This is a genomic window from Allobosea sp. NPDC055594, from assembly GCF_053618995.1.
Genome location: NZ_JBSHIO010000006.1, coordinates 1 through 23,224, shown reverse-complemented (window position 1 = coordinate 23,224; position 23,224 = coordinate 1). Strand labels below are relative to the sequence as shown.

Genomic DNA, 23,224 nt, shown 5'->3' with positions numbered 1-23,224 from the left:
ACTCGTCTTGAGGAGAGACAAGCCGCAAACATGAGCCATAGTTTCGATTTCACGTTCCTGCACAGCTATGGCGGCATGATCCTGCACGGGATCGGCGTCACGCTCATCCTCATCACCATCGGGGCGACGCTCGGCCTCGCTACGGCCATCTCCTGCAACTGGCTGCGGCTGTTCGGCCCGGCCCCGGTCCGCGCCGCGGTGACCTTCTATGTCGAGTTCATCCGCAACACGCCGTTCCTCATTCAGCTCTTCTTCATTTTCTTCGGCCTGCCCAGGATCGGCATCAGCATGTCGGAGATGACCGCCGCCGTCGTCGCGATGGCCATCAACCTCGGCGCCTACGGCACCGAGATCGTCCGGGCGGGCGTGCAGGCCGCCACAAATGGCCAGTGGGAAGCCGGGATGAGCCTCGGCATGACGCGCAACCAGACTTTCTGGCATGTGATCCTGCTGCCCGCGGTGCAAAAGATGTGGGCCACGCTTTCGTCGCAGATCGTCATCGTGATGCTCGGCTCCGCCGTCGTCTCGCAAATTTCGGTTACGGACCTGACCTATGTGGCGAGCCTCATCCAGTCGCGTACCTTCCGCGCCTTCGAAACCTATTTCGTCGTAACTGCGATCTACATCGTTCTCGCCGCGCTGGTTCGCCTCGCCCTCCAACTCGTCGGCAGCCGCCTGTTGGGCACGAGGCAAATGCCGTGATGACGTTCACCCTTTCCCAAATCCTCTGGGCGCTCATCCTCGGCGCGCGATGGACCGTGGCGCTGTCGCTCGCAGCCTTCGTCCTGGGCGGGCTGCTGGGTTTCGCCCTCATGCTCTGCACCATCTCGAAGCGCACCATCGTGCGGGTGCCCGCCCTGTCGTTCATCTGGTTCATCCAGGGTACGCCGCTCCTGATGCAGCTCTTCCTGGTCTTTTTCGGCCCGGCCCTTTTCGGCTGGAGCATCTCGGCCTGGGCAGCGGCCTGCACCGCTCTGACGCTCTGGTCGGCAGTCTACCTGGCGGAGATGTGGCGTGGCGCCGTCCGCGCCGTGCCTCCCGGCCAGGCCGAGGCGGCGCTTTGCCTGGCCATGTTGCCACGGCAAAGCCTGCGCCACGTCGTCCTGCCGCAGGCGATCCGCATGGCCTTGCCCCCGACTGCGGGCTTCATGGTACAAATCGTCAAAAGTACTTCTCTGACTTCCATCGTAGGGTTTACCGAACTGATGAAGACCGGAACCGTATTGTCGAATGTGACTCTCGATCCTTTCGTCGTCTATGGACTGGTTTCGATCGTCTATTTCTGCCTCTGCTATCCGCTGTCGCTCGTCAGCCGCCGCATGGAGGTGCGTCTCGATGCCACTCGTTAACGTCGAGGGTCTGTACAAGAGCTACGGACAGATGGAGGTGCTGCGTGGCATCGACCTCAGCGTCGCGCGTGGCGAAGTCATAGCCCTGGTCGGCAAGAGCGGCTCGGGCAAATCGACCCTCTTGCGATGCATCAACGGGCTCGAGCCTTTCAACAAGGGCAGCATAACCGTCGATGGCGAAGCCATCGCCGGCGACGACAGGAAACTGCAGCAACTGCGGCTGAAGGTCGGCATGATCTTCCAGCAGTTCAACCTCTTTCCGCACCTCACGGCGATCGACAACGCAGCCCTGGCCTTGAAGGTCGTCAAGGGCATGGGCACCGCCGAGGCCCGCGCCCTCGGCATGGAGAAGCTGGAGAAGGTCGGGCTGGGACATCGGGCGCAGGCCCGGCCGCATGAGCTCTCAGGCGGACAACAGCAGCGCGTTGCGATCGCACGGGCGCTGGCGATGGACCCGCTGATCCTGCTCTGCGACGAGGTCACCTCGGCGCTGGATCCCGAGCTGGTCGAAGAGGTGCTTCAGGTGATCCGCCAGCTGGCCCGCGAAGGCATGACGGTCATCATGGTCACACATGAGATGGCGTTTGCCCGCAGCGTCTGTTCACGGGTCGCGTTCATGCATCAGGGTCAGATTCACGAGATCGGGCTGCCTGAGGACGTGTTCGGCACACCTCAGACCCCGGAATTGCGCCAGTTCCTGGGTCTGGCGCAGTGACATCAGCAGAAGGTTTCAGCGAATGGCGACGGCTAGGACCATGATATCCACCAATATCGATTACGACCGGCCGGGTGCGCAGTTCGGCACGCTGCGTCTCCCCAATTCCGTGCATCGATCGGCCTACGGTCACATCGCCATCCCGGTCGCGGTGTTCGTAAATGGGAGCGGTCCGACGGTCTTGCTGACGGGGGGCGTGCATGGGGATGAGTACGAAGGCCCCGTCGCACTCTCGCGCCTCGCCCGCGAAATCGACGTCGCCGACGTCAATGGCCGGATCATCATCCTGCCGACGCTGAACCACCCCGCCTTCGTCGCGGGCACGCGGACCTCTCCGACCGACGGGATTAATCTCAATCGTACATTTCCCGGCAAGCAGGACGGAACTGCGACCGAAATGATCGCGCATTACGTTACCACTGAGCTGCTGCCGCGCACCGACTGTCTCATCGACCTGCATGCCGGGGGGAGTTCGCTGCAATACATGCCGGCCCTGCTCGCGCCCCGCTGGTCGGATCCCGACAAGACCGCACGCACCGAGGCTCTGGTCGCCGCGTTCGCGGCAGAGAATGTGATCTACTTTGATTCCGTCCGTGCGCTCAGTGGCGAGGACAGAGTGCTCGGCAATTATGCGAACCGTCACAACGTGGATTTTCTCACGGGCGAGTTCGGCGGGGGCTCCACCGTGAACGTCGCTGGCCTTGCCGTCGCCGAACGGGGTGTCCGGGGGGTCCTGGCTCATCTCGGCATATTGCCCACGCGCCTTCCTCCGGCCGGGCCGGTCCGGCGCCTGGTGATGGACGATCCAGGCCTTTTTGCCTTTGCCGATCGTCGCGGCTACTTCGAACCGAAATTCGTCCTGGGGCAATCGCTGGAGGCTGGCGCGTTGGCCGGGCTGATCCACGACATCGACATTCCATGGGCCGATCCCGTTCCAGTGCATTTCCGCGCGGGAGGTGTCGCGATGTGCATTCGTACATATTCTCTCGTCGAAGCCGGCGACTGCCTCGGCCATCTTGCGACGGTGCTTCCGACATAGGTAAACGGGAGCTGGTCGTGCCTGCGAGGTAACCGGCTACGAACGGTGCTGACCGGGATGCTGGCTGCGCCAACGTAAATTCCCGATCAGGGATAGCTCTCACCGAGCCCTTTGGCGACTCTTGCCTAACTGTCTTGATCGCGACATGAACGTTAGGTAGGGACCCAACCAAATAATTGTCAAGATTGAGAGATTCTCTGCGGGTATGGGTCGCGGGGCATGGAGTGCACCATGCTTGATCTCTTTTGGCTATCGGATGACGCGTGGGCGCGTTTCGAACCACACCTACCGCATAACCCGCCGGGACGCCCCCGTGTCGACGACCGGCGCGTCATCAGCGGCATCCTCCACATCCTCAAGGCAGGAGCGCGCTGGCGCGATGTGCCGCCCGCATACGGCCCGGTAAAGACGATCTACAATCGTTACACTCGCTGGGCGGATCGTGGTGTCTGGCAGCGGATTTTCGCCAAGGTCGCCGCAGCAGGCGCAATCCCGACGAACTGATGCTCGACAGCTTTCATGTGAAGGCGCATCGGTCCGCGTCCGGCGGAAAAAGGGGGGAGTGGACGCAGGTGGTCGGCATATCGAGAGGGGCCGAACGACCAAAATCCATTGCCTGGCCGATGCTTGCGGCAGGCTCGTCGCCATTGTGCTGACACCGGAGAATATCGCCGATAACAGCATGGCCATACCCTTGCTGGAAGCCATCGCGCCGGCCAAGCGCCTCCTGGCAGATAAAGCCTATGACGCCGATCGGCTGCGATACTGGCTAGCCGACAGGCGGATCGAAGCCGTCATACCGGGCCGTGTGATCCGAAATGCCGCCTATCCTCTCAACCACTCTGCCTACCGGCGTCGAAATGTCATCGAACGTATGTTCTGGAAGCTCAAAAACTGGAAGCGCATCGCAACTAGATACGACAGGCTAGCCGTAAACTTCCTTGCAGCCATCGCTCTTGCCGCTCTTGCGACGCAGTGGCTCAAATGAGTCCCCTAGCTAGCGATCCGTGCGAGCGTCGGCGACTGCGCGCCAAGGCAAGCCTGTAACCGCGATGTAACCACGGCCTTTCGACGCCTAGCCAAATAGGTGCCAAGAACACTGGACTAGAAAAGCAAAAAGCGCCGGGAAACCCGACGCTTGCATGCTTCTCTTAATCAGAGACTGTCTGGAGCGGGCGATGGGATTCGAACCCACGACCCCAACCTTGGCAAGCGATTTATCGAGTTGTTCCAGGGGTTTACCTGGGTGCGCGCGAGTCGGTCAGTGTCGCGTCAGTGCGATGCGGTTGAAGTTGCACCAGCGCGACTGGAGCAGAAGCGGGCGACTTAGGTGAAATCCCGCGAACGGCAGAGATTGCAACCGCGAGGTAACCCGCGCCACGCGCCGAGGCAGATATCCGATTCTGCGACGACTGGAGCCTCTGTGCGCCCCATTGCGAACCTCAAGCTGGCGCATCTCGAACTTGGCGTAGGCTCTCCCGCAGAGCAGAGATGAAATCCTGAATATCCGATGCCTTCATCGCGGTCGAAATGGCCATGAGACCGGTCGAGCCGATGAGAATCCCGTTATTGATCAAGCTCCGGAACAGGGCGTTCATCATGTGTCGTTCCTCCGGGCTCGGATAGCCGGAGCGGTAGTCGAGGATCGGCGTCGACTTCATGTGCAGCCGGGCGAGCGAGCCGCGGCCGGTGATCTGGGCCGGAAAGCGTTCTTCCGCAAAGAGCTGAGTGACGTCAGCACGCAATTGGTCGCCGAGTGCGTCGATCCGCGCGAACTCGGCGCGGTCCATCAGCTCCATTGCCGTCCGTCCGGCCGTCATCGACATCGGGTTGGCGTTGAAGGTACCGCCATGGGGTGCAGGCGGCTTGCCCTTCGTGCCGTCGAAGACCGACATGACCTTCGCGTTCCCCGCCACCGCGCCGATCGGGAAGCCGCCACCGATGATCTTGCCGAGGGTGATGAGGTCCGCCTCGAAATCGAAGGCGCCCTGTGCGCCATGATAGCCAAGGCGGAAGGAGATCACCTCGTCGCTGATCAGGACGATCCCGAACTCGTCCGCCACGCGCCGGAGCATGGCGAGGAAATCGGGACGACAGGGGATCAGTCCGGCACGCGGCGGCATGGCATCGATGATGATCGCGGCAAGCGCGCGCGCATTGGCGCGCAGGATGGCCTCCGCCTTCGCCGTGTCGTTGAGGGGCAGCACGACGACTTCATTGAGGACGCTCTCGGGGGTGCCGGCGCTGTAGGCCACGCGTGCGGGGGCGTCTTCTCCCCAGTTCTCGGGACTTGATTCCTCGCTGGTTTCGACGAGGTCGTAGCTGCCGTGATAAGCGCCTTCAAGCTTGGCGATCTTCGGGCGCAGCGTGTAGGCGCGCGCCGCCTTCACGGCCATCATCACCGCTTCGGTGCCGGAGTTCATGAAGCGGATCGCGTCGGCGCTCTCGATCCGCTCGCACAGCAGGCCCGCCAACGACACCTCCGATTCCGTCGGCATCGCGAAACAGGTGCCGTTGTCCAGCTGCTCCTTCGCGGCCTTCACGATCTGTGGATGGGCGTGCCCGTGGATCAGCGAGGTGTAGTTGTTGATGAAGTCGAGCCGTTCGTGCCCGTCGGCGTCGTAGACGCGCGCGCCGGCGCCGCGCACCGCATAGATCGGGTAGGGCGCCATGAAGACGGTGGTGCGTGTGTTGCCGCCGGGCATGACGCCACAGGCGCGTTCGTAGAGCGCTGACGAGGCAGAGCCGGAGTCCGGATACGCATTGGCCCGGTTGGCGCTTGGAAGGGGTGTGTTCATCATGCCTCCGCAATCTGGCCGCCGGCCAGGCCGCGGCGTCGTTCGATCTGCCGGCGCACCAGCCTCGCGGCGAGTTGCCCGAGGATCAGCGCGAGGATCAGCAGGGATGACACCACGGCGGGCGTCGGCCGCAGTTCGTTTTCCAGGAAGTTGAACATCTTGACCGGCAGGGTCTGCGAGCGTGCTCCGCCAACCAGGAGCACCACCACGATCTCGTCGAACGAGGTGATGAAGGCGAACACGGCCGAGCCGACGAGGCTGGGCGCGATCATCGGCAAGGTGATCCGGCGCATCCGAACCGTGTTCGAGGCACCGAGCGTGCGGGCCGCCTCGTCGAGCGCCGGATCCAGGTGCAACAATGCGTTCTCGATCACGATGACCGAATAGGGCAGGGCGAGCACCGTATGTGCGAGCAGGAGCCCGGTGAAGGTCGAGACGAGGCCCGCCTGCGACAGGATCAGAAACATGGCGATGGCGCCGACCACGCCCGGCACGATCATCGGCGTCAGCACGAGCACGCGGATGACGGGCTTCAGCGCATTCGGCATGAAGCGGGCGAGCGCCAGCGCGGCACCGAGGCCGACCGCCGTAGAGAGTACCGCTACCGATATGCCGAGCGAAAAGCTGAGCCAGAGGGCTTCCATCCACTCATGGTCCTGGAAAAAATCCCGGTACCAGCGCAGCGAGAGGCCGTCGGGCGGGAAGCGCGAGAGCTCGCCGCCGGTCAGCGAGACCGGCACCACGATCAGGAGCGGCGCGATGAGAAAGAACAGGATCGCATAGGCGACGATGGCGAGCGGCAGGTTCGACCAGGACCGGGCAGGGGCGCTCATTTCCGGGTCCCTCCGGTCAGCAGCGTCTTCGTGCCGAAGAGATGATCGAAGACAAGGAAGATCGCGATCGAGGCCACGAGCAGGATCGTCGCCATGGCCGACGCGGTGCCCCAGCGCAATGTGCTGATCTGCTGCTCGATATAGACGGCGACGGTGAGGTGGTCGCCGCCCGCCAGCACGGCGGGAGTGATGAAGAAGCCGAGCGCGACGATGAAGACGAGCAGGCTCCCGGCATAGACGCCGCGCATCGATAGCGGCAAGAAGACGCGGCGGAAGGTCTGGAAGGCGCCGGCACCGAGCGTGCGGGACGCCTCCAGCATCGCGCCGTCGATCTTCACCATGACCGAATAGAGCACCAGGATCATGTAGGGCAGCAGCACATGGACCATGCCGACGGTTACGGCAAAGGGCGTGAAGAGCAGATCGAGCGGGCGCTCGATCAGGCCGAGCGCCATCAGCGTCTCGTTGATGACGCCGCGGCGGCCAAGGATCACGGTCCAGGCGTAGAGCCTGGCGAGGATCGCCGTGAATAGCGGCGCAAGGCTCAGGAAAAGGAAAAGCCGTGCTGTCTTCTTCGGCAACTGGGAGACGTAATAGGCGAAAGGGTATGCGATGACGAGGCATGCCAGCGTCGTCCACAGCGCCACCGAGAAGGTCTTGCGGATGATCAGGATATTGGCGGGCACCGACCACAGCGAGACATAGTTCTGAAACCCCGGTTCCGGGACGGTGACGCTGCGCAGCAGCACAACCAGCACGGGGTAAAGAAAGACGAGGGTCAGGATCAGCAGGGCTGGCGCCAGCAGCGCCAGCCCGAGGACGAGTTGAAGGGGTGCTTGCCGTTCCAGCGTCGGATCAGCGGCCGTCACGACGATATCCCTTTCATGCTGCACCAGCCTGCCGCGGCTACTTCTGCAGCCAGGCGTTGAACTGATCCGTCGCCTCATTGTAGTTCTTGAGGTACCAGCCGTTGTCGGCCGGAATGACGAGCGGAATCTTGTCGGCGGTGACCGCCCAGGTCTTGGCGAAATCGCTGAGGCAGGATTCGTCGATCGGCACGCCATAGCCCAGGCTGTTAAGCAGCGTGCACATCGGCTTGGCCTGGAAGGCGTAGGCGAGCGCGGTCTGCGCGGCCTTAGCCCGCTTCGTGCCCTTGACGATGGCGAACGGGGCGTTGCCGACCTGGGCGTTCTTCCAGACGACGCCGAGCGGCGTCTTCGGATCCTTGGCGAAGAGGGCGGCCGCCCGGCCATGCCAGGTGATTCCGATATCGCATTCGCCGTCGAGCACGAGCTGGACCGACTGGGCGCCGCCGGTCCACCAGACGATGTCGTTGCGGATCGTGTCGAGCTTCTTCAGCGCCCGCGTCACGTCGAGCGGGAACAGCTTGTCACGCGGCACGCCGTCGGCCAGCAGCGGATACTCCAATGTCCCGGTCGCGTTCAGGAATTTATAGAGGCAGCGCTTGCCTGGAAAATCCTTGGTGTTGAACAGATCGGTGACATCGGTCGGGTGCTTGCCGGAGAGCGGCCACTTCTTGGTATTGAAGATCACGATGCCCGTGCTCTTGGTGTATTCGAGCCAATAGGGCGAATGCAGATAGCCTTTCGGGAACTTGGCGAAGATCGGGTCGAAAAGTTCCGGATCGAGCTTTTCGAGCAGGCCCTGCTCCTGTTCGAGAATGGCGTTCGCGCCCGATTTGGTCTCGAACACGTCGAACTGCGGATTGCCAGACTGGACTTGCGCCTCGACATCGGGTGGATTGGCCGAAGGCGAGACATTGCGCACCTTCCAGCCGGTGATCTTCTCCCAATTGTCCCAATAGGCCTTGCGCTCCGCCTCGCCGAGCGCGCCGCCGCCATCGCGCCAGATCAGCGTGTCGGGGGGCGACTGGCGGACGTCCAGCAACGCCTTCACCAGCGCGTCGGGCAACTCTTTGAGGAGCGGCTGCACGTCGGCAGGAAATTTGCTGCGCAAGTCCTGCGCCGCGGCCGCGCCGCTGAACGCCATCAGGGCGGTGCCGAGCAGGGCAAGCGAGCGCAAACGAGATCGATTTGAGTATAGCCAGCTGCACATTGGTTTTTCCCCTCTATTGGGGGCCGCGGCGCGCCGGACACAAGGTCGGGGCCGCCGGCCCAACATCGTTTGTAGGCGAGTTGACATACTTTGTATACATGGAATATCGAACCCGTGTCCAGCGGCGTGATGAGCGGGTAGGCTGCGGCAAGGCTTGAGGAGCGGGAAATGGACCAAGGTAGGCTTCGAATCCACGTGCAGCAGAGCAAGGGCTCGCTCGATGTCTTCCAGGTGACGCGCGAGCGTCTGATGCCGGCGCTGGAAGCGGACCCCGCGCTACTGGCGAAGCTCGATCTGTCGTTCGGGGCCGATCGCGCGGCGCTCGACCAGGGCTTGCACGAAGCGGAGGTCATGCTGGTCGGAAATTTCGAGTCCGAGAACCTGCGCGAGCGCGCGCCGAAGCTGCGCTGGGTGCAGTCGATCTTCGCCGGCGTCGAAAAGCTCGCGCCATCCATCCCGTCGGATGTCGTGCTGACCAATGGCAGCGGCGTTCACGCTCCGAAGGCGGCCGAGTACGGCATCTGCGCCCTGCTCATGCTGAACAGCAATGTGCCCCGGTTCATGGCGAGCCAGCGCAGGCGACGCTGGGAACCGCATTTCACGCCCGTCATCGCCGGCAAGACGGTGGTGATCGTCGGCACGGGCAAGCTCGGTGTTGCACTCGCGGCGCAGGCTCGTCATTTCGGTATGCGCGCCATCGGTGTCAGCCGGCGCGGTCTGCCGGTCGAGGGCTTCGACCAGGTGCTGCCGATCGGAGGGCTCGAAAGCGTACTGCCGCAGGCCGATTTTCTGGTCAGCACGATGCCGAATACGCCGGAAGCGAGGAGGCGCATTGGTGCACCGCAATTCGCGCTGCTGCCGAAGGGAGCCGGCTTCCTCAGCATCGGACGCGGACAGGCGATCGACGAGCCCGCCCTCATCAAGGCATTGCGGTCCGGCCATCTCGGAGGAGCGGTGCTCGACGTCTTCGAGGTGGAGCCGCTGCCAGAAGCCTCGCCACTCTGGGAGATGGAGAACGTCGTGATCAGCGCCCATTGCGCGATTGATGACCTGGATGCCTATCTTGCCCGCGCCATCGACATCTTCATCGCCAACTTGCGCCGCCTCCTGGCGGGGGAGCCGCTGGAGAACGTCGTCGATACCAGCCTCGGCTACTGATCGGTGACGGACATCCCCGCCACCGCCTCGGCCCTGCGGCTGCGCCGTGACGGCGACACACTTGTTGCGACGCTATCACGGCCGCGCGTGCGGAACGCCGTTGACGACGGCATGCTGCGAGGCCTCGAGGCCATCATTGCCGAGGCCGCGTTGGATGGATGCCTGCGCATCGTCGTCCTGGAAGGTGAGGGCGGCTATTTCTGCGCTGGCGGCGATCTCACGGAGCGCGCGACGATCGCGGCCGGCCCCGATGGCGAAGGGCTCGCGCGGCGGAACCGGCGCGAGGGCGAGCTTCTGAATGCGATGGCCGGGTTGCCGCAGTTGGTCGTCGGCCTCGTCGAGGGCGGCGCAGTCGGAGCCGGCCTCGGCATGCTCTGCGTCTGCGATCTGGTCTTGGCGCGCGAGGGCAGCGTCTTCGCCGCGCCCGAGGTCGCCGACGGGGCGGTTCCGGCGCAAATCTCGCCGCATCTCGTCAGGCGGGTCGGTGCCAGCCAGGCGCGGCGGATGCTCCTGACCGGCACCAGGATCGAGACGGTCGAGGCGATCCGGATCGGCCTCGTGCACGAGGCGATATCGGAGGAAACCGATCTCGAACAGGCTCGCGCCGATCTGCTGGTGCGGCTCGCACGCTGCGATCGCGCTGCGATCGCGGCGACGAAGCGGCTGCTGGCCGAACTCCAGCCGCTCGACCCGGGCTATCCGGCCCGGGCGGCCGAATTCTATCAGGCGCAATTCCGCCGGAAGAGGGCGGGAGGCGGCCGCTAGATCGGCCCTCGCGCCAACAGGACACGACCAGGGAGGAACAAGCGGTGAAGGTCAGAAGCGTCGACACGCGGCATGTCGTGCTGCCACTGGATGAGCCGATCGGCTTTGCGCTCGGTGAGATCCACTCATTCGGCGTCATCCTTGTCAGGATCACGACCAATGAGGGACCTGCGGGCGAGAGCCTGATTTTCACGCTGAACGACGTCCGCAGCCGCGTATTGCGCGAGATGGTGGAGAGCCTGGCGTCGCTGGTCGTCGGCGCCGATCCGGCCTTCACGGCCGGGATATGGGACAAGGCCTGGCGGTCCATCAACTTCATCGGGCACAAGGGAGTGTCGATCATGGGCATCTCCGCGATCGACAGTGCGCTCTGGGATCTCAATGCGAGAGCCGCCGGGCTGCCGCTGTCGCATATGCTCGGCGCTGCGCGCAGCAGCGTGCCGGCCTATCACAGCGGCGGCCTCTGGCTCTCGATGAAGCCGGCGGCACTGGCCGAGCAGGCCGGCGGGATGGTCGCCAGCGGGTTTCGCACGATCAAGCTGCGGCTCGGAGCGCCGACGCTGCGGGAGGACCGCGAGCGTATCAAAGCCGTGCGTGAGGCCATCGGTCCCTCGGTAGGCCTCATGGTCGACGCAAATCAGGGGCTGACCGAGAGCGAGGCGATCCGCCGCGGTCGCATGCTGGACGAGTTCGATATCACCTGGTTCGAGGAGCCTTTGCCCGCATGGGATCTGGAAGGGCTCGGCCGCGTCAAGTCCGCGATCTCGACGCCGATCGCCAGCGGCGAGACCGACTATACCCGCTACGCCTTCCGCCAGATGCTGGAGCTGCGCGCGGCCGATACGCTCATGCCCGATCTCCAGCGCGTCGGCGGCGTCAGCGAGTTCATGCGCGTGGCAAGGATGGCTGAAGCCTACGATGTGCCGGTTTCGAGTCATCTTTTCACGGAGATGAGCATCCAGTTGATGGCGGCGCTGCCGGGCAAGAGCTTCATCGAGTACATGCCCTGGTTCGAGCCGCTCTATCGCGAGCGGATCGAACTGCGGGACGGCGACGCGCTCGTGCCGGATCGTCCGGGCTGGGGCTTTACGCTCGACGAGGAGCGCATCGCTCATCTCGAAAGGCGTACCGGCTAACCTTCTCCCGGCAGGTCCACGGTGTAGGCAAGGCGGTCGAATGGCGAGACCGAGACGCCATAGATGCGCGGCGCATTCTTGCCCTTCATCACAGGATTGTAGAACAGCCGGACCGTTGGATAGCCGATAGGGACGTTGAGCGTCGCCGAAACCTCCGGCGATGCGGGTGCCGCATCGAAATAGAGCCTGTTTTGTTCGAGCGGGAGCTTGCGCCGGCGCAGCACGCGGGTCAGCAAGTCGTTGCGCAGTTCGTCGACGAGATCCTCGTCATAAGGGAAGGCAACGAAGGTGTGCTCGAGCGCCATGGCCTCGCCGTCGATGAGGACGAGCTTGTTGACGCAGACATGCTTGCCCTCGGCAGGGCCGAAGATCGCGAACACCGGGTCCTTGGGGTTCTGCAACTCGACCGACAATGTCTTCACGGTTGCGTTCTTGCCGATATGGAGGGCTTCCTCGAAGGCGCCATAGTGAGGGTCCGGCACACGGTTCAGGTGGCGGACGAAGCGCCGGGTGGTGTTGATGAAGGTGCCGAGCCCCGGCACGGTGCGCAGCAGCCCGGCATTCTGAAGATCGGTGAGGGCGCGGCGGACGGTGATACCGCTGACGCCGAGTTCGGCAGCAAGATTGAGCACGGACGGCAAGGGCTGATCGGGCTTGAAAATACCTTCAGCGATGCGGGCCTCGATCGTCTCGCGCGCAATCTCGTAGAGCGGTTTCCCGCCCATTTCCCTGACATTGACCATCGAATCCTCGCCGAACTGCGCATTCTGCGTATACACGGCCACCAACGAGCACGCGAGACAATTCCCGGTCGTTTCCGGTGGGTTGTCGCACGCTGCCGATGGCGCGTGGCCAGACAGCCATGGGCAGCGCATTCGCACATACTGCCATCGTTGACATACTGAGTATACATGGAATACGATACGCCATCGACAAAGGAGATTTCGGTGGCTGATCGGCGTGTCATATTGACCTGTGCTGTGACGGGCGGGTTGACCCGCCGCGACATGAATCCCAACCTCCCGATCAGCCCGGAGCAGATCGCCGATTCTTGCCTCGAGGCGGCCGAGGCCGGTGCGAGCATCGTCCATATCCATGTGCGCCACCCCGACGGGCGCCAGTCGATGGATGTCGAGCACTACCGGACCGTGGTCGACCGCATCCGCGCGAAGAACTCGTCGCTGCTGATCAACCTGACGACCGGCCCCGGCGGGCGCTTCGAGCCCGGCAGGGACGACCCGCTGGTGCCGGGGCCAAAGACCAATTTTCTGCCGCCGCAGCGGCGTATCGAGCACATTGTCGCGCTGAAACCGGACATCGCCACGCTCGACCTCAATACGATGAATTTCGGTGGCGAGATCGTGGTCAACACGCCGGTCAGCGCGCGGGTGATGGCGCAGGCGATCTATGACAGCGGCGTCATGCCCGAACTCGAATTCTTCGACTCCGGTGACATCGAGATGGGCGCCGACCTGATCCGCGAGGGCAGTCTCAGGGTGCCCGCGCTCGCCTGCCTGGTGCTCGGCGTAAAATACGGCTTCGCACCCACGGCCGAGGCGATGATCTACGCGAAGTCGCGGCTGCCGGCAGGGCTGCATTGGACCGGCTTCGGCATCGGCCGCGCCGCCTTCCCCATGCTCGCGCAGTCCTACATCCTCGGCGGCCATGTCCGCATCGGCATGGAGGACACGGTCCATATCAGCCGCGGCAAGCTCACCGATGGCAACGGCGAACTGGTGGCGAAGGCCCGTTCTATTCTCGAAAGCCTCGGGGCGATGCTCGCTTCCGCGGATGAGGCGCGTGAAATCCTGAAGCTGAAGGGCTGACGATGAATCCGAGCACCTCAGGCAGGGACGTCACCATTATCGGAGCCGGCATCGTCGGAACCGTCTGCGCGAGCTATCTGCTGCGCGAAGGCCATCGCGTTACGCTGATCGATCGCGGCGATCCGGGCGCGCAGACATCCTTTGGCAACACCGGCGGCATCAGTCCAGCCTCGGTCGTGCCGGTGGCGACGCCTGGCATCCTCAGGGACGTGCCAAAATGGCTGAGCGATCCGGAAGGGCCGCTGCACATCAAATGGAGCCATCTGCCGAAGTGCCTGCCCTGGCTGCTGCGCTTCCTGCGCGCCAGCGGCACCGAGAGGGCGAAGGCGATCTCGCGGGCGCTGACCGCGCTGAACATGCCGACCTTCGACGCCTATGAGCCGCTCTTGCGCGATGCCGGGCTGCTCCACCTGTTCCATCGCACGGGGCAGCTCACCGTCTACAAGTCGGAAGAAGCCTTCGAGCACGAGCGCTTCGGCATCGATCTGCGGCGCGACACTGGGGTGAATGTCGACATCCTCAACGCCGACGAGATCCGCCAGCTCGAGCCCGCTCTGGCCCCGATCTTCGTGAAGGCGCACTTCATCGAGACCCATGGCCACTGCAAGAATCCGTTCGGCCTGGTCCAGGGCCTGGCCGAGCACTTCGTCCGCAATGGCGGGATTCTGCTCCGCGATCAGGTCAAGGGCTTCGAGTTCGGTCCTCACGGACCCGAAGCGGTGATCACCGATAGCGGGCGCCGCCCGCTCGATACGGTCGTCGTCGCCGCCGGAATGTGGTCGGATGGTTTGACTCGGCAGCTCGGTCACAAGGTGCCGCTGGAGAGCCATCGCGGCTATCACGTGACGCTGCCCGATCCGCGCTTCGCTCCGCGCCGGATGGTGCTCTCGGCCGACTACAAGGTCGCGATCACGCCGATGGAGATGGGCCTCAGGCTGGCTGGGACGGTCGAACTCGCGGGCGTCGACGCGCCGCCCGACTACCGGCGGGCCGAGAAGCTCCTGAAGGTCGGTGCCGAAGTGCTGCCCGGCCTCAATGCCGAGGGCCATACCCGCTGGATGGGGCACCGGCCCTGCACGCCCGATAGCCTGCCGGTGCTCGGATCTTCGCCGAAATTCCCGAATGTCTATTATGCCTTCGGGCATGGGCATCAGGGCCTGCTCGGTGCTTCGCAGACCGGCAAGGTGATTGCCGAGTTGATCGCGGGCCGGCCGGCATCGATGGATCTGGAACCGTTTCGGGTCGACCGTTTCTGACCGGGACAATGAAGCGCCGACTGGCGAGTTGATGGAGACGCGTATGCACGGCGCCAGGGCATCGACGGGGTTCCCGCAACGGGGCGGGCCGGTCCAGGCCTTCTATTCGAAGGCCGGCGCGCCGCGCCGCCCCGTGATCGCGCGGGCCGAAGGCCTCTACATGTGGGACAGCGAGGGGCGGCAGTATATCGACGCCTCCTCAGGACCGGTCGCGACCAATATCGGCCATGGCAACCGCCGGGTCCTGCAGGCGATGACGGAGCAGGCCCAGAAGGTCTGCTTCGCCAGCCGCGCGGTGTTCGAGAACGAGCCGAATATCGAGCTGGCGGACCTGATCACGGGTCTGGCCGGATCCGGCTTCGAGCGGGCCTTTTTCGTCTCCGGCGGCTCCGAGGCAACCGAGGCTGTGCTGAAGCTCGCCCGCAACTATGCCGTCGTGCGCGGCGAGGCCTCCCGCCACAAGGTCATCTCCCGGGATCCGGGCTTCCACGGCACCTCCTTCGGTGCGATGTCGGTGACCGGCGATCCCGTCTCGCTCGCTTGCTACGGGCCGATGCTGCAGATCATGCCCAAGGTGCCGGCGCCGTTCAGCTACCGCCTGCCACCAAACTTCGACGTGGCAGGCTATGCCGAGTTCTGTGCTGCGGAGCTGGAGCGCACCATCCTGGCGGAAGGTCCCGAACAGGTACTGGCATTCATCATGGAGCCCGTCGGCGGCCTTGCGACGGGCGCGCTGGTGGCGCCGGACAGCTACTACAGCACCGTCCGCCAGATCTGCGATCGTTACGGGGTGCTGCTGATCTATGACGAGGTGATGAGTGGGGCCGGCCGCACCGGCACCTTCCTCGCCGCCGAGCACTGGCCGGATGCGCGGCCCGATCTGGCGATCCTCGCCAAGGGTGTGGCGGCCGGCTACACGCCAATGGGGGCCGTGCTGGCGCCGGCAGCGATGGTCGAGGCCGTCGCCAATGCCGGCGGCTTCCTCCATGGTCACACCTACGCAGCCAATCCGCTTTCCTGCGCGATCGGTGCCGCTGTGCTGCGAGAGGTCATCGACCATGGGCTCGTCGCAAGGGCAGCGACGCAGGGCGCCTATCTCCGCCGCAGGCTGGAAGAGATTCAACGCGGCAGCGCGATCCTAGGCGACATCCGTGGCAAAGGCCTGCTGATGGCGATCGAGATCGTCGCCGTTCGTGACAGCAAGACCATTCTTCCGGCCGAATGCCAGGCAGTCTATCGTCTCATCGAACTCGGGCTGGAGCGCGGGCTGCTGCTCTACTCGCGGCGCACGGCAAACGGGCTCTACGGGGAGTGGCTGATGATTACGCCGGCGCTGACCGTCACCGACGCCGAGATCGACGAGATCGTCGGCAAACTCGCCGATACGCTTGCGGCCTATGAGCGCGAGCTTCGCGCGGCCGGGCGCATTTGATGGCCGAGTTGGCAGTTCGCCCGGGACGTTCGCATAGGTTGGGGAAAGGTCGGTCATGCAGCCATTGAGTTCATCGCCGGCGACGATGGCTGCCAGCGGCGCGGCGATCGAGGTTCGGGCCTGTCGCCAGGAATTCGGCACTTTCACGGCATTGCACAATGTCGATCTGGCGGTAGCGAGCGGGGAGTTCGTCACACTTCTCGGACCCAGCGGCTCCGGCAAGACGACGCTGCTGCGCATCCTGGCCGGGCTCGTGCTGCCGACCGGCGGCAGCGTCCATATCGGTGGACAGGACGTCACCTATCTCCCGACGGAGAAGCGCGATATCGGCATGGTCTTCCAGAACTATGCCTTGTTCCCGCATCTGACGATCTTCGAGAACGTCGCTTTCCCGCTACTCATCCGCAAGCTGTCAAGGCAGGAGATCACGCAGCGCGTCGGCGCTGCGCTGGAGCTGGTCGGCCTTCCCAGCCATGGCCCACGCTATCCCGGCCAACTGAGCGGCGGACAGCAGCAGCGCGTCGCGATCGCGCGCGCACTGGTATTCCGCCCGCGGGTTCTGCTGATGGACGAGCCGCTAGGTTCGCTCGACAAGCGCCTGCGCCAGCAGCTCCAGCTCGAGATCCGCAAGCTCCAGAAGGAGGTCGGGATCACGACCGTATACGTCACGCATGACCAGGACGAAGCCTTCACCATTTCCGACCGGATCGCGGTGATGGACAAGGGCGCGATCCTGCAGATCGCGACGCCGTCCGAGATCTATCGCTTGCCGAAGGCGCGCTTCGTGGCCGACTTCGTCGGGGACCTGAACTGCATCGAGGGGCGTGTCGCTGAAACGCCATCGGGGCTGGCGCTGGAAACATCGGCTGGATTGCAGATCCCGCTCGGGCATGGCCCGTTCCCGGTGGGCACGGCCGTGACCTGTGGCGTGCGTCCCGAGCATATCCGCGTCGGTGAGCGCGCCGGGCCGAATGCCCTGCCGGCGACCCTCGAAATTCTGCGCTTCAAGGGTGATCATCAACGCGGAGAGGCCGTATTGTCCGACGGCACGCGCCTGACGATAAATCTCCCCGAGGATTGTGCCCTGCGAGAAGGCGAGCGAACGCAAGTCGGCTGGAACCCGGCGCAACTGCACATCTTCCAGCTTGGCTGAAGCCAGCAGCCGCCGCGCCGTTCAGATCAACCTTCGGGTTCCTGGCGCGAGCATCGCGGCAGTGCTGTCGCCGCCCCGTCGCGCTTGGCAGCTCTTGCCCAGGCTGAGGCCGCCCGCGTATCGGCAGAATGTCATCGCCGCTTAACGTTTTTCGTGGCTTCCAATAGGCCGCCGAGGTTGCGACGCCGGCTGACCTTGCCCCTTGAAATGTCCCCGGTTTGCTTAGGACTCCATCGGGAGACAGAGATGAAGAAGGGCATGTCAGCAACTGTCCCGATAGGGGTAGTGGCGATGGCGCTTCGGTTGTTTGGGCTGATTTGACTGCGCCTCAGCCTCTTTGACACTCGGTCAGTTCGCCATTGCTGACTTTATGCGTGTGGCATGTCACGGACGGGGTCTCGTCACTCGCACACCCGGAAATCGCCAGGGCAACAAGCAGCGCGACCATCGTGATCGACTTCGGCCCGATCATGGACAGGCCTGGGGCGCGACGTTGCCGGACGCGAGTGCGAGGATCGCAGCTGACTTCCAGCGGAAGGCTTGGCGCGCGCCTCCCTCCCAGGCTCGGCCTTCCGCGGAGTCCCAGCGAGGTCTCTTGATCCAGATCGAAATCGATGTCTCGACATCTCCCGCCTCTGCCGCCTCCCTCAGCCCAGCGAGGCGGCCGGCTGCGAACCGAACCAGCTGAATTCGATGCTGGTGCAAGGCAATTGGGGGAAGATCCGTGAGATTGCCCGCTGGGCCCATTCCTTGCGGACCTTCTGTCCGCCGAAGCGCAGTGCTCCGACACTTCCAAAGATCAGGCGTCCTGCGTCGTCCAGGCGGAACGACGATAGAACGGCGTTCGTATCCCATGCGCCCTGCCGTTTCTGACGTGGCTGAAGACCATGCTCGCGCATCAGGCGCCTGATTTTCTTGTGACTGACGACGAAGCCGCGGTGGCGCAGCGCTGCCTGCATCCGGCGGTAGCCATAGGCCTCGAAACTGTCGGAGATCGCCGCCATCGTCTCGACGAGCGCCGTGTCGTCGATGCTGACGGCCGGCTTGTCATAATAGGTCGAGCGCGCGATCCCCATCAGCCGACATCTTTCTGCGACGGAGATGCCGCGGGGCCGGTGACGACGGATATAGTCCCGCTTCTTGGCCGCGGTCCGTGCTTCAGAGACCCCTTTAGGAACTCGATCTTCAGAGCCTGTCTGTGCGGATTCCGATGAGACCGGCCGCCTGATCCAATCATTAACCGGCCACTGTTCCGAGAATTAACCGGTCGGGGTTCCGACAATTATCCGGCCATGGCGGGCGTTGGTTCTGGGTCCTGTTTCTGGATGTCGTGATTGGTGCCGCTGGTCAAGCCGGGGCGGCTGGAGACGGTCCCGGCTGGCGTTTTCGCATGCTCTCGCCGGCGAGTTCGATGCGGTAGGCATTGTGGGCAATGCGATCCATGACGGCGTCAGCGATCGTGGGATTCCCAATGATCTCGTACCAGCGATCCACGGGGATCTGGCTGGTGATGATGGTGGCGCGGCGCTCGTAGCGATCCTCGGTGAGTTCGAGGAGGTCGCGCCGCTGGGTGTCGTCGAGTTTTTCCGGGCCCCAGTCGTCGATAATCAGGAGCTCGACCCTGGCGAGGGCCTTGAGCAGGCGGGCGTAACGGCCCTGGTCACGGGCCTGGGCCAGGGTGGCGAAGAGTCTTGGGGCGCGATGATAGGCGACCGAAACATCGTCACGGCAAGCCTTGTGTCCGAGGGCGCAGGCGAGCCAGCTCTTGCCGACGCCGGCCGGCCCGGTGATCAGCAAGCTGCGATGCTGGCGGATCCAGTCGCCGCCGGCGAGGCTGAGGAAGAGCCCGCGATCGAGGCCGCGCGACGCCTTGAAGTCGACATCCTCGATGCTGGCGTTGTGGCGCAGCGCCGCAGCGCGAGCGCGGTTCTCGAAGCGCTTCTGACGGCGGACCGTGCTCTCGCGTTCGAGCAGGAGGGCGAGCCAGTCGGCATGTTCGAGCTGGGCCTGGAGCTCCTGGAAGCCTTTGGCCATGCCGTGCAGTCCGAGTTCGGCGAGCAAGGCCATGGTGGGATGGATCAACATGATGTCTCCTGGTCAGTGGAAGTAGCCGGGACCGCGCAGATTGCTGTGCTCGATGATGGCGGCGGCTTCGGCGGTGGGCTTGGTCGCAGCCGCGGCCTGCCTGGCAGCGATGGCGGCGACAGCGCGGTAGGCAAAAGCGCCGATCTCGAGGGCGCGTGCGGAAACGGCTTCGGCCTGGGGCGGCTTGAGATCGCGGAACAGCCGCAGCACGCCGAGACAGGTTCTGAAGCCGTGCTCGGGATGCGGGCGATTGGCCAGGATGGCGATGACCAGGCCTTCCGTGCTCGGGCCGACCGACGCGGCCCAGCGCCGGAGCCGTTCCGGGCTCCAGTCGGCATAGCGCCGGTGCGAGCTTGGCATGTGGTCCGGGTTGGTGCCATGCCGGCGGCCGCCATAGCGACGCTGGTGGGCGGCAACGCGCTGGCCGCGATGGAAAACCTCGATCGTGCGGCTGGTGGCCCGCAGATCGACCTGCTCGCGGATCAGCCCGTGGGGGACGGAGTAGAAATAGCCGTCATACTCGACATGGTAATCGACGCCGGCGCGAGCCAGGCGCCACTCGGCGAACTCATAATCCTCGGGCAGCGCCGCCAGGGCCGGCCGCTCGACGGTCTCGAAGAGATGGCGACGGGTCACGCCGAGGCGACGGATGACATGGTCGTTGATCCGGTCGACGGCATCGCGAATCGCGGCATTGGCCTCGGCCAGCGAGAAGAAGGTCTGGTTGCGCAAGTGTCCCAGTATGGCGCTCTGCGCGAAGCGAACCCCGTTCTCGACCTTCGCCTTGTCGCGCGGCTTGCGGACGCGGGCCGGCAGCACGCCGACGCCGTAATGCGAGGCCATCATGCCATAGCTGCGGTTGAGCTGCGGATCGTAGAACGAGGCCTTGTTGACCCCAGCCTTGAGGTTGTCCGGCACGATCAGGCGCGGGACGCCGCCGAAAAACCGGAACATCCGCACATGCGAGCCGATCCAGTCCGGCAGGGCCTGGGTCCAGCTCGCCTCGGCGAAGGTGAAGTTCGAGGCGCCGAACACACCGACGAAAATCTCCGCCTCCCGGACGACGCCGGTCCGGGCATCGACGATGCCGAGCTTCTTGCCGGAATAGTCGACGAAGACCTTGTCGCCGGCGACATGCTCCTGGCGCATCGTCGGCGATAGCCGGCGCTGGAAACCGCGCCGTCCACCCGCAGAACCGGCTGTAGCCGTAACCCTGCGGGTGGACGGCGCGATACTCCTCCCACAGGATCGCCATCGTCACGCCGGGCTTCTTCAACTCGACGATCAGTTCGCCCCAGTTCGGCTCGACCCGCCGCCGCTGGCCGGTCTTCGTGCCGGATCGCGCGAACAGCCTGCCAGCAAGGGCATCGTCCGTCAGCTCCGCCGGCAGCGGCCAGCTCAACCCCGCCTGGGTCGCGCGCCCGAGGTTCTCCTGGACGGTGCTGCGGGCAATCCCCAGCACCCGACCGATCTCGCGGGCGCTCACCCCGCCATATGCAAGCCGCAGCATCTGCCGCAGTTCTCTCATCGTCAGCTTCCTCTTCATCGGCATCACCGGCTCCGTCTCGGATGAAACGAAAATCCTGATGCCCGAGTGGCTGACCCAGAGCGCTCATACCCCCGGCGGGTGGCCGGTCATTAATCGGAATGGTGGCCGGAGAATTATCGGAATCCCGACCGGTCAATTATCGGAATGATGGCCGGTCGGAATCGGAATCCGCACCTGTCTGCCAACGAGCCGCTCCAGAGCGGCGATGCGCGCCTCGTAGGCTTCGATCTTATCGGCGGCGGCCGCCTCGTCGTCGAAAGCCCCGGTTTCAAACTTCTGGATCCAGATCCGGACCAGGTTGCGTGACAGGTCGTGCCGGCGGGCGAGGCTATGGAGCGTCTCGCCGGCCAGGTAATCTTGTGCCACCTGGCGTTTGAACTCGATGCTGTTGGTGTGGTGTTGGGCCATGGGCTTCCATCCTTCGAAAGCCCGGCTCCCCGTTCAATTGTTCGCCGTCACACTGTCCGCCTCAGGGGGGCGCACTCCACTGCCGGCCGCGCCCCAGGATCTTCTCGGTCACAACTGCGTCCTGATGAGCCGCCTTGGGATGAATGCCAACGAGTGGTCCTTCGTCGTCGAGGGAACGCCGCTTAAGCTCAAGGTCCAGGGCAACTATGTGGTGAACGGCGGGCACGGCAACTACGAGGCGGTGATCGCCGGCCTTGGCATCGGCCGCATGACGGATCTTCGGGTGCTGGAGGACATCAGAGCCGGTCGACTCGAGCCGATCCTCCGTGAATTCGAGCCGCAGGAGGCGATGCCGATCTACGCGGCCTACAAGAGCACTTCGTTGGTTCCGCCGAAGATCCGCATCTTCATTGACTATCTGCGGCACCGAATCCGACCGTCCTCAGGGTAACGTGCGGCAGCGATTCTTGGCCTTCGTCGCGCTCCGAATACAGGCTGAGCGCCGCCCGACATTTGGCGAACGCTCCTCTAAAGACCGGTACGCTGTACCCAAGTGGCATGGATTTAGGCGCGGTCGTACCGCTTATTTGGCTGCAAAGAAGCTGGCTTTCCGAGCAGTTGCCTTGCGCTTGAGCGTACTGCGTCATATCCCCCTGACGCCCCGTTCGTGCGTACCAGAATACTCCACAGGCGGCAGCTACGCGCGCGCATACGCGGGAGGCTGCAGTAGGGTCGAGTGACCGTTAGAGTAGCCTCCAGCTCCCATCCGTTCGGCGGTAGCGCATTCAGGGCAGACGATGACGATGCTGTATGAAGACGTGACAAAGGCCCCAGCGGATGAACAAGATTTCTGGAGGATGGTCGACGAGAATTTCGTGGCGGCGAAGCAGATTTTCGCATTTCCGCTGCAAACTCGTGAAGAAGCGCTTCAATCCGAGCCTTACGATGCTTTTCTTCCGTCGTTCATTCCCTATCGCGGAGCCTCGTCGGAGAATGATCAGCGCGACTATTTCTATAATTTAGGAAATGGCCAGATCGATCGCTTGGAGGTCCTGATTTCCGAGCGGCAACTGACGCCCGAGTTTGCCCAAGCGTGGGGCGTGCTGATGTGCAGCTACGGCCACACCCTGAATTATATCATGGACGATAGCCGGGTGCTCGTCGCGGAACGCGGCGCAGCTTCCAGCGCGGAGAAGCGCAACCTTATCCCGCAGCGCGTATGGCTCGCCCACGTCATGTGGCCCTATGCGAAGGGCTGGGGAAAACGGCGTAGGGGCGAGGAACTCACTGTCGATTTGATCGAGAAGGTCATCGCGAAAGGCGGCTGGGGCGAGTTCGGCCCGGATTGGTTTGGGGCAATGCTTTCACCCAAGAAAGCGGGCGATGGGGAGCGCCAGCTCAAAAGCTCATTTCGGCAGAATAAGTTCAGCGTGAGGGAGATGGAGGAGGCGATGGCGGAGGGCATCGAACCGATCCCGCCGACCGAAGAAACTTCTCTCCTGAGCGGCAAACGGTGAAGATGCTCACCGTCGCTTGAGTGCATGTTCGTCCTGTCAACGGCGGTCGGATTCCAGGCCAGCGTGGCGGAGTAAAAGCAGGCCACTGGCGTTGGGGAGCGGCGGATATGGCGAGGGCCCCGATCGGGG

The 23,224-nt window shown here is 64.0% G+C and carries 21 protein-coding genes and 2 pseudogenes; 14 read left to right on the top strand and 9 right to left on the bottom strand.

Annotated features, from left to right (window positions below; all coding sequences use genetic code 11):
* The first annotated feature begins 30 nt into the window (after positions 1 to 30).
* From ACWGRX_RS13675 to ACWGRX_RS13655, 5 genes and pseudogenes are all read left to right on the top strand, one after another.
* Positions 31 to 702: an amino acid ABC transporter permease gene (locus ACWGRX_RS13675; RefSeq protein ID WP_291636327.1), complete on the top strand. Its 672-nt coding sequence runs from the start codon at positions 31 to 33 to the stop codon at positions 700 to 702.
* Positions 699 to 1,349 carry an amino acid ABC transporter permease gene (locus tag ACWGRX_RS13670; RefSeq protein ID WP_452117972.1) on the top strand — a complete coding sequence of 217 codons (651 nt, stop codon included), beginning with the start codon at positions 699 to 701 and terminating at the stop codon, positions 1,347 to 1,349. The genes ACWGRX_RS13675 and ACWGRX_RS13670 overlap by 4 nt, the downstream gene beginning before the upstream one ends.
* Entirely contained in the window at positions 1,336 to 2,064 is a 729-nt protein-coding gene (locus tag ACWGRX_RS13665; RefSeq protein ID WP_452117971.1) for an amino acid ABC transporter ATP-binding protein, read from the top strand. Before ACWGRX_RS13670 ends, ACWGRX_RS13665 begins: the two co-directional genes overlap by 14 nt.
* Positions 2,065 to 2,104: 40 nt before the next feature.
* A complete protein-coding gene (locus ACWGRX_RS13660; protein ID WP_452117970.1) occupies positions 2,105 to 3,103 on the top strand; it encodes a succinylglutamate desuccinylase/aspartoacylase family protein in 999 nt (332 codons plus the stop codon).
* Between the two features lie 231 nt (positions 3,104 to 3,334).
* A pseudogene (locus ACWGRX_RS13655) lies at positions 3,335 to 4,091 on the top strand (IS5 family transposase).
* 454 nt (positions 4,092 to 4,545) lie between these two features.
* Here ACWGRX_RS13655 and ACWGRX_RS13650 read toward each other — a convergent pair.
* From ACWGRX_RS13650 to ACWGRX_RS13635, 4 genes are read right to left on the bottom strand one after another with little or no spacing between them, the layout of a single operon-like run.
* Positions 4,546 to 5,901 carry an aspartate aminotransferase family protein gene (locus ACWGRX_RS13650; RefSeq protein ID WP_452117969.1) on the bottom strand — a complete coding sequence of 452 codons (1,356 nt, stop codon included), beginning with the start codon at positions 5,899 to 5,901 and terminating at the stop codon, positions 4,546 to 4,548.
* The gene (locus ACWGRX_RS13645; protein WP_452117968.1) at positions 5,901 to 6,734 is read right to left on the bottom strand and encodes an ABC transporter permease; all 834 of its coding nucleotides are present in this window, start codon (positions 6,732 to 6,734) and stop codon (positions 5,901 to 5,903) included. The genes ACWGRX_RS13650 and ACWGRX_RS13645 overlap by 1 nt, the downstream gene beginning before the upstream one ends.
* Positions 6,731 to 7,603, bottom strand: coding sequence for an ABC transporter permease (locus ACWGRX_RS13640; protein ID WP_452117967.1), 873 nt, complete (start codon positions 7,601 to 7,603; stop codon positions 6,731 to 6,733). The genes ACWGRX_RS13645 and ACWGRX_RS13640 overlap by 4 nt, the downstream gene beginning before the upstream one ends.
* Positions 7,604 to 7,640: 37 nt before the next feature.
* Positions 7,641 to 8,777: an extracellular solute-binding protein gene (locus ACWGRX_RS13635; protein ID WP_452117966.1), complete on the bottom strand. Its 1,137-nt coding sequence runs from the start codon at positions 8,775 to 8,777 to the stop codon at positions 7,641 to 7,643.
* A 282-nt stretch (positions 8,778 to 9,059) separates the two neighbouring features.
* Between ACWGRX_RS13635 and ACWGRX_RS13630 the strand changes: the two genes are divergently transcribed.
* From ACWGRX_RS13630 to ACWGRX_RS13620, 3 genes are read left to right on the top strand one after another with little or no spacing between them, the layout of a single operon-like run.
* The gene (locus tag ACWGRX_RS13630; protein WP_452117965.1) at positions 9,060 to 9,968 is read left to right on the top strand and encodes a D-2-hydroxyacid dehydrogenase; all 909 of its coding nucleotides are present in this window, start codon (positions 9,060 to 9,062) and stop codon (positions 9,966 to 9,968) included.
* Positions 9,969 to 9,971: 3 nt separating this feature from the next.
* Positions 9,972 to 10,733 carry an enoyl-CoA hydratase/isomerase family protein gene (locus ACWGRX_RS13625; RefSeq protein ID WP_452117964.1) on the top strand — a complete coding sequence of 254 codons (762 nt, stop codon included), beginning with the start codon at positions 9,972 to 9,974 and terminating at the stop codon, positions 10,731 to 10,733.
* A 44-nt stretch (positions 10,734 to 10,777) separates the two neighbouring features.
* Complete coding sequence (locus ACWGRX_RS13620) at positions 10,778 to 11,869, top strand: mandelate racemase/muconate lactonizing enzyme family protein (RefSeq protein WP_452117963.1); 1,092 nt, start codon at positions 10,778 to 10,780, stop codon at positions 11,867 to 11,869.
* Here the strand turns inward: ACWGRX_RS13620 and ACWGRX_RS13615 are convergent.
* A complete protein-coding gene (locus ACWGRX_RS13615; RefSeq protein WP_452118216.1) occupies positions 11,866 to 12,744 on the bottom strand; it encodes a GntR family transcriptional regulator in 879 nt (292 codons plus the stop codon). The genes ACWGRX_RS13620 and ACWGRX_RS13615 overlap by 4 nt on opposite strands.
* Positions 12,745 to 12,816: 72 nt before the next feature.
* Between ACWGRX_RS13615 and ACWGRX_RS13610 the strand changes: the two genes are divergently transcribed.
* The 4 genes from ACWGRX_RS13610 to ACWGRX_RS13595 are packed head-to-tail and all read left to right on the top strand — an operon-like array spanning position 12,817 to position 17,536.
* Positions 12,817 to 13,695 (top strand): beta-keto acid cleavage family enzyme, encoded by an 879-nt coding sequence (locus ACWGRX_RS13610; protein WP_452117962.1) that lies wholly within the window; start codon positions 12,817 to 12,819, stop codon positions 13,693 to 13,695.
* Positions 13,696 to 13,697: 2 nt separating this feature from the next.
* The gene (locus ACWGRX_RS13605; protein WP_452117961.1) at positions 13,698 to 14,951 is read left to right on the top strand and encodes an NAD(P)/FAD-dependent oxidoreductase; all 1,254 of its coding nucleotides are present in this window, start codon (positions 13,698 to 13,700) and stop codon (positions 14,949 to 14,951) included.
* A gap of 43 nt (positions 14,952 to 14,994) precedes the next feature.
* On the top strand, positions 14,995 to 16,383 hold the full coding sequence (locus ACWGRX_RS13600) for an aminotransferase family protein (protein WP_452117960.1): 1,389 nt from the start codon (positions 14,995 to 14,997) through the stop codon (positions 16,381 to 16,383).
* Between the two features lie 55 nt (positions 16,384 to 16,438).
* Positions 16,439 to 17,536, top strand: coding sequence for an ABC transporter ATP-binding protein (locus ACWGRX_RS13595; protein WP_452117959.1), 1,098 nt, complete (start codon positions 16,439 to 16,441; stop codon positions 17,534 to 17,536).
* Positions 17,537 to 18,183: 647 nt separating this feature from the next.
* Here ACWGRX_RS13595 and ACWGRX_RS13590 read toward each other — a convergent pair.
* The 4 genes and pseudogenes from ACWGRX_RS13590 to ACWGRX_RS13575 all read right to left on the bottom strand — a co-directional run bounded on the left by ACWGRX_RS13590 (position 18,184) and on the right by ACWGRX_RS13575 (position 21,578).
* Positions 18,184 to 18,612, bottom strand: coding sequence for an IS3 family transposase (locus tag ACWGRX_RS13590; RefSeq protein ID WP_452117958.1), 429 nt, complete (start codon positions 18,610 to 18,612; stop codon positions 18,184 to 18,186).
* 271 nt (positions 18,613 to 18,883) lie between these two features.
* Positions 18,884 to 19,621 carry an IS21-like element helper ATPase IstB gene (gene istB, locus ACWGRX_RS13585; RefSeq protein ID WP_452117957.1) on the bottom strand — a complete coding sequence of 246 codons (738 nt, stop codon included), beginning with the start codon at positions 19,619 to 19,621 and terminating at the stop codon, positions 18,884 to 18,886.
* 12 nt (positions 19,622 to 19,633) lie between these two features.
* Positions 19,634 to 21,173, bottom strand: a pseudogene (gene istA / locus ACWGRX_RS13580) (IS21 family transposase).
* Between the two features lie 129 nt (positions 21,174 to 21,302).
* Complete coding sequence (locus ACWGRX_RS13575; RefSeq protein WP_452117956.1) at positions 21,303 to 21,578, bottom strand: transposase; 276 nt, start codon at positions 21,576 to 21,578, stop codon at positions 21,303 to 21,305.
* Here ACWGRX_RS13575 and ACWGRX_RS13570 point away from each other — a divergent pair.
* Positions 21,553 to 22,029: a LysR substrate-binding domain-containing protein gene (locus ACWGRX_RS13570; RefSeq protein ID WP_452117955.1), complete on the top strand. Its 477-nt coding sequence runs from the start codon at positions 21,553 to 21,555 to the stop codon at positions 22,027 to 22,029. The genes ACWGRX_RS13575 and ACWGRX_RS13570 overlap by 26 nt on opposite strands.
* A 346-nt stretch (positions 22,030 to 22,375) precedes the next feature.
* Positions 22,376 to 23,095 carry a hypothetical protein gene (locus ACWGRX_RS13565; protein WP_452117954.1) on the top strand — a complete coding sequence of 240 codons (720 nt, stop codon included), beginning with the start codon at positions 22,376 to 22,378 and terminating at the stop codon, positions 23,093 to 23,095.
* Positions 23,096 to 23,224 lie beyond the last annotated feature (129 nt).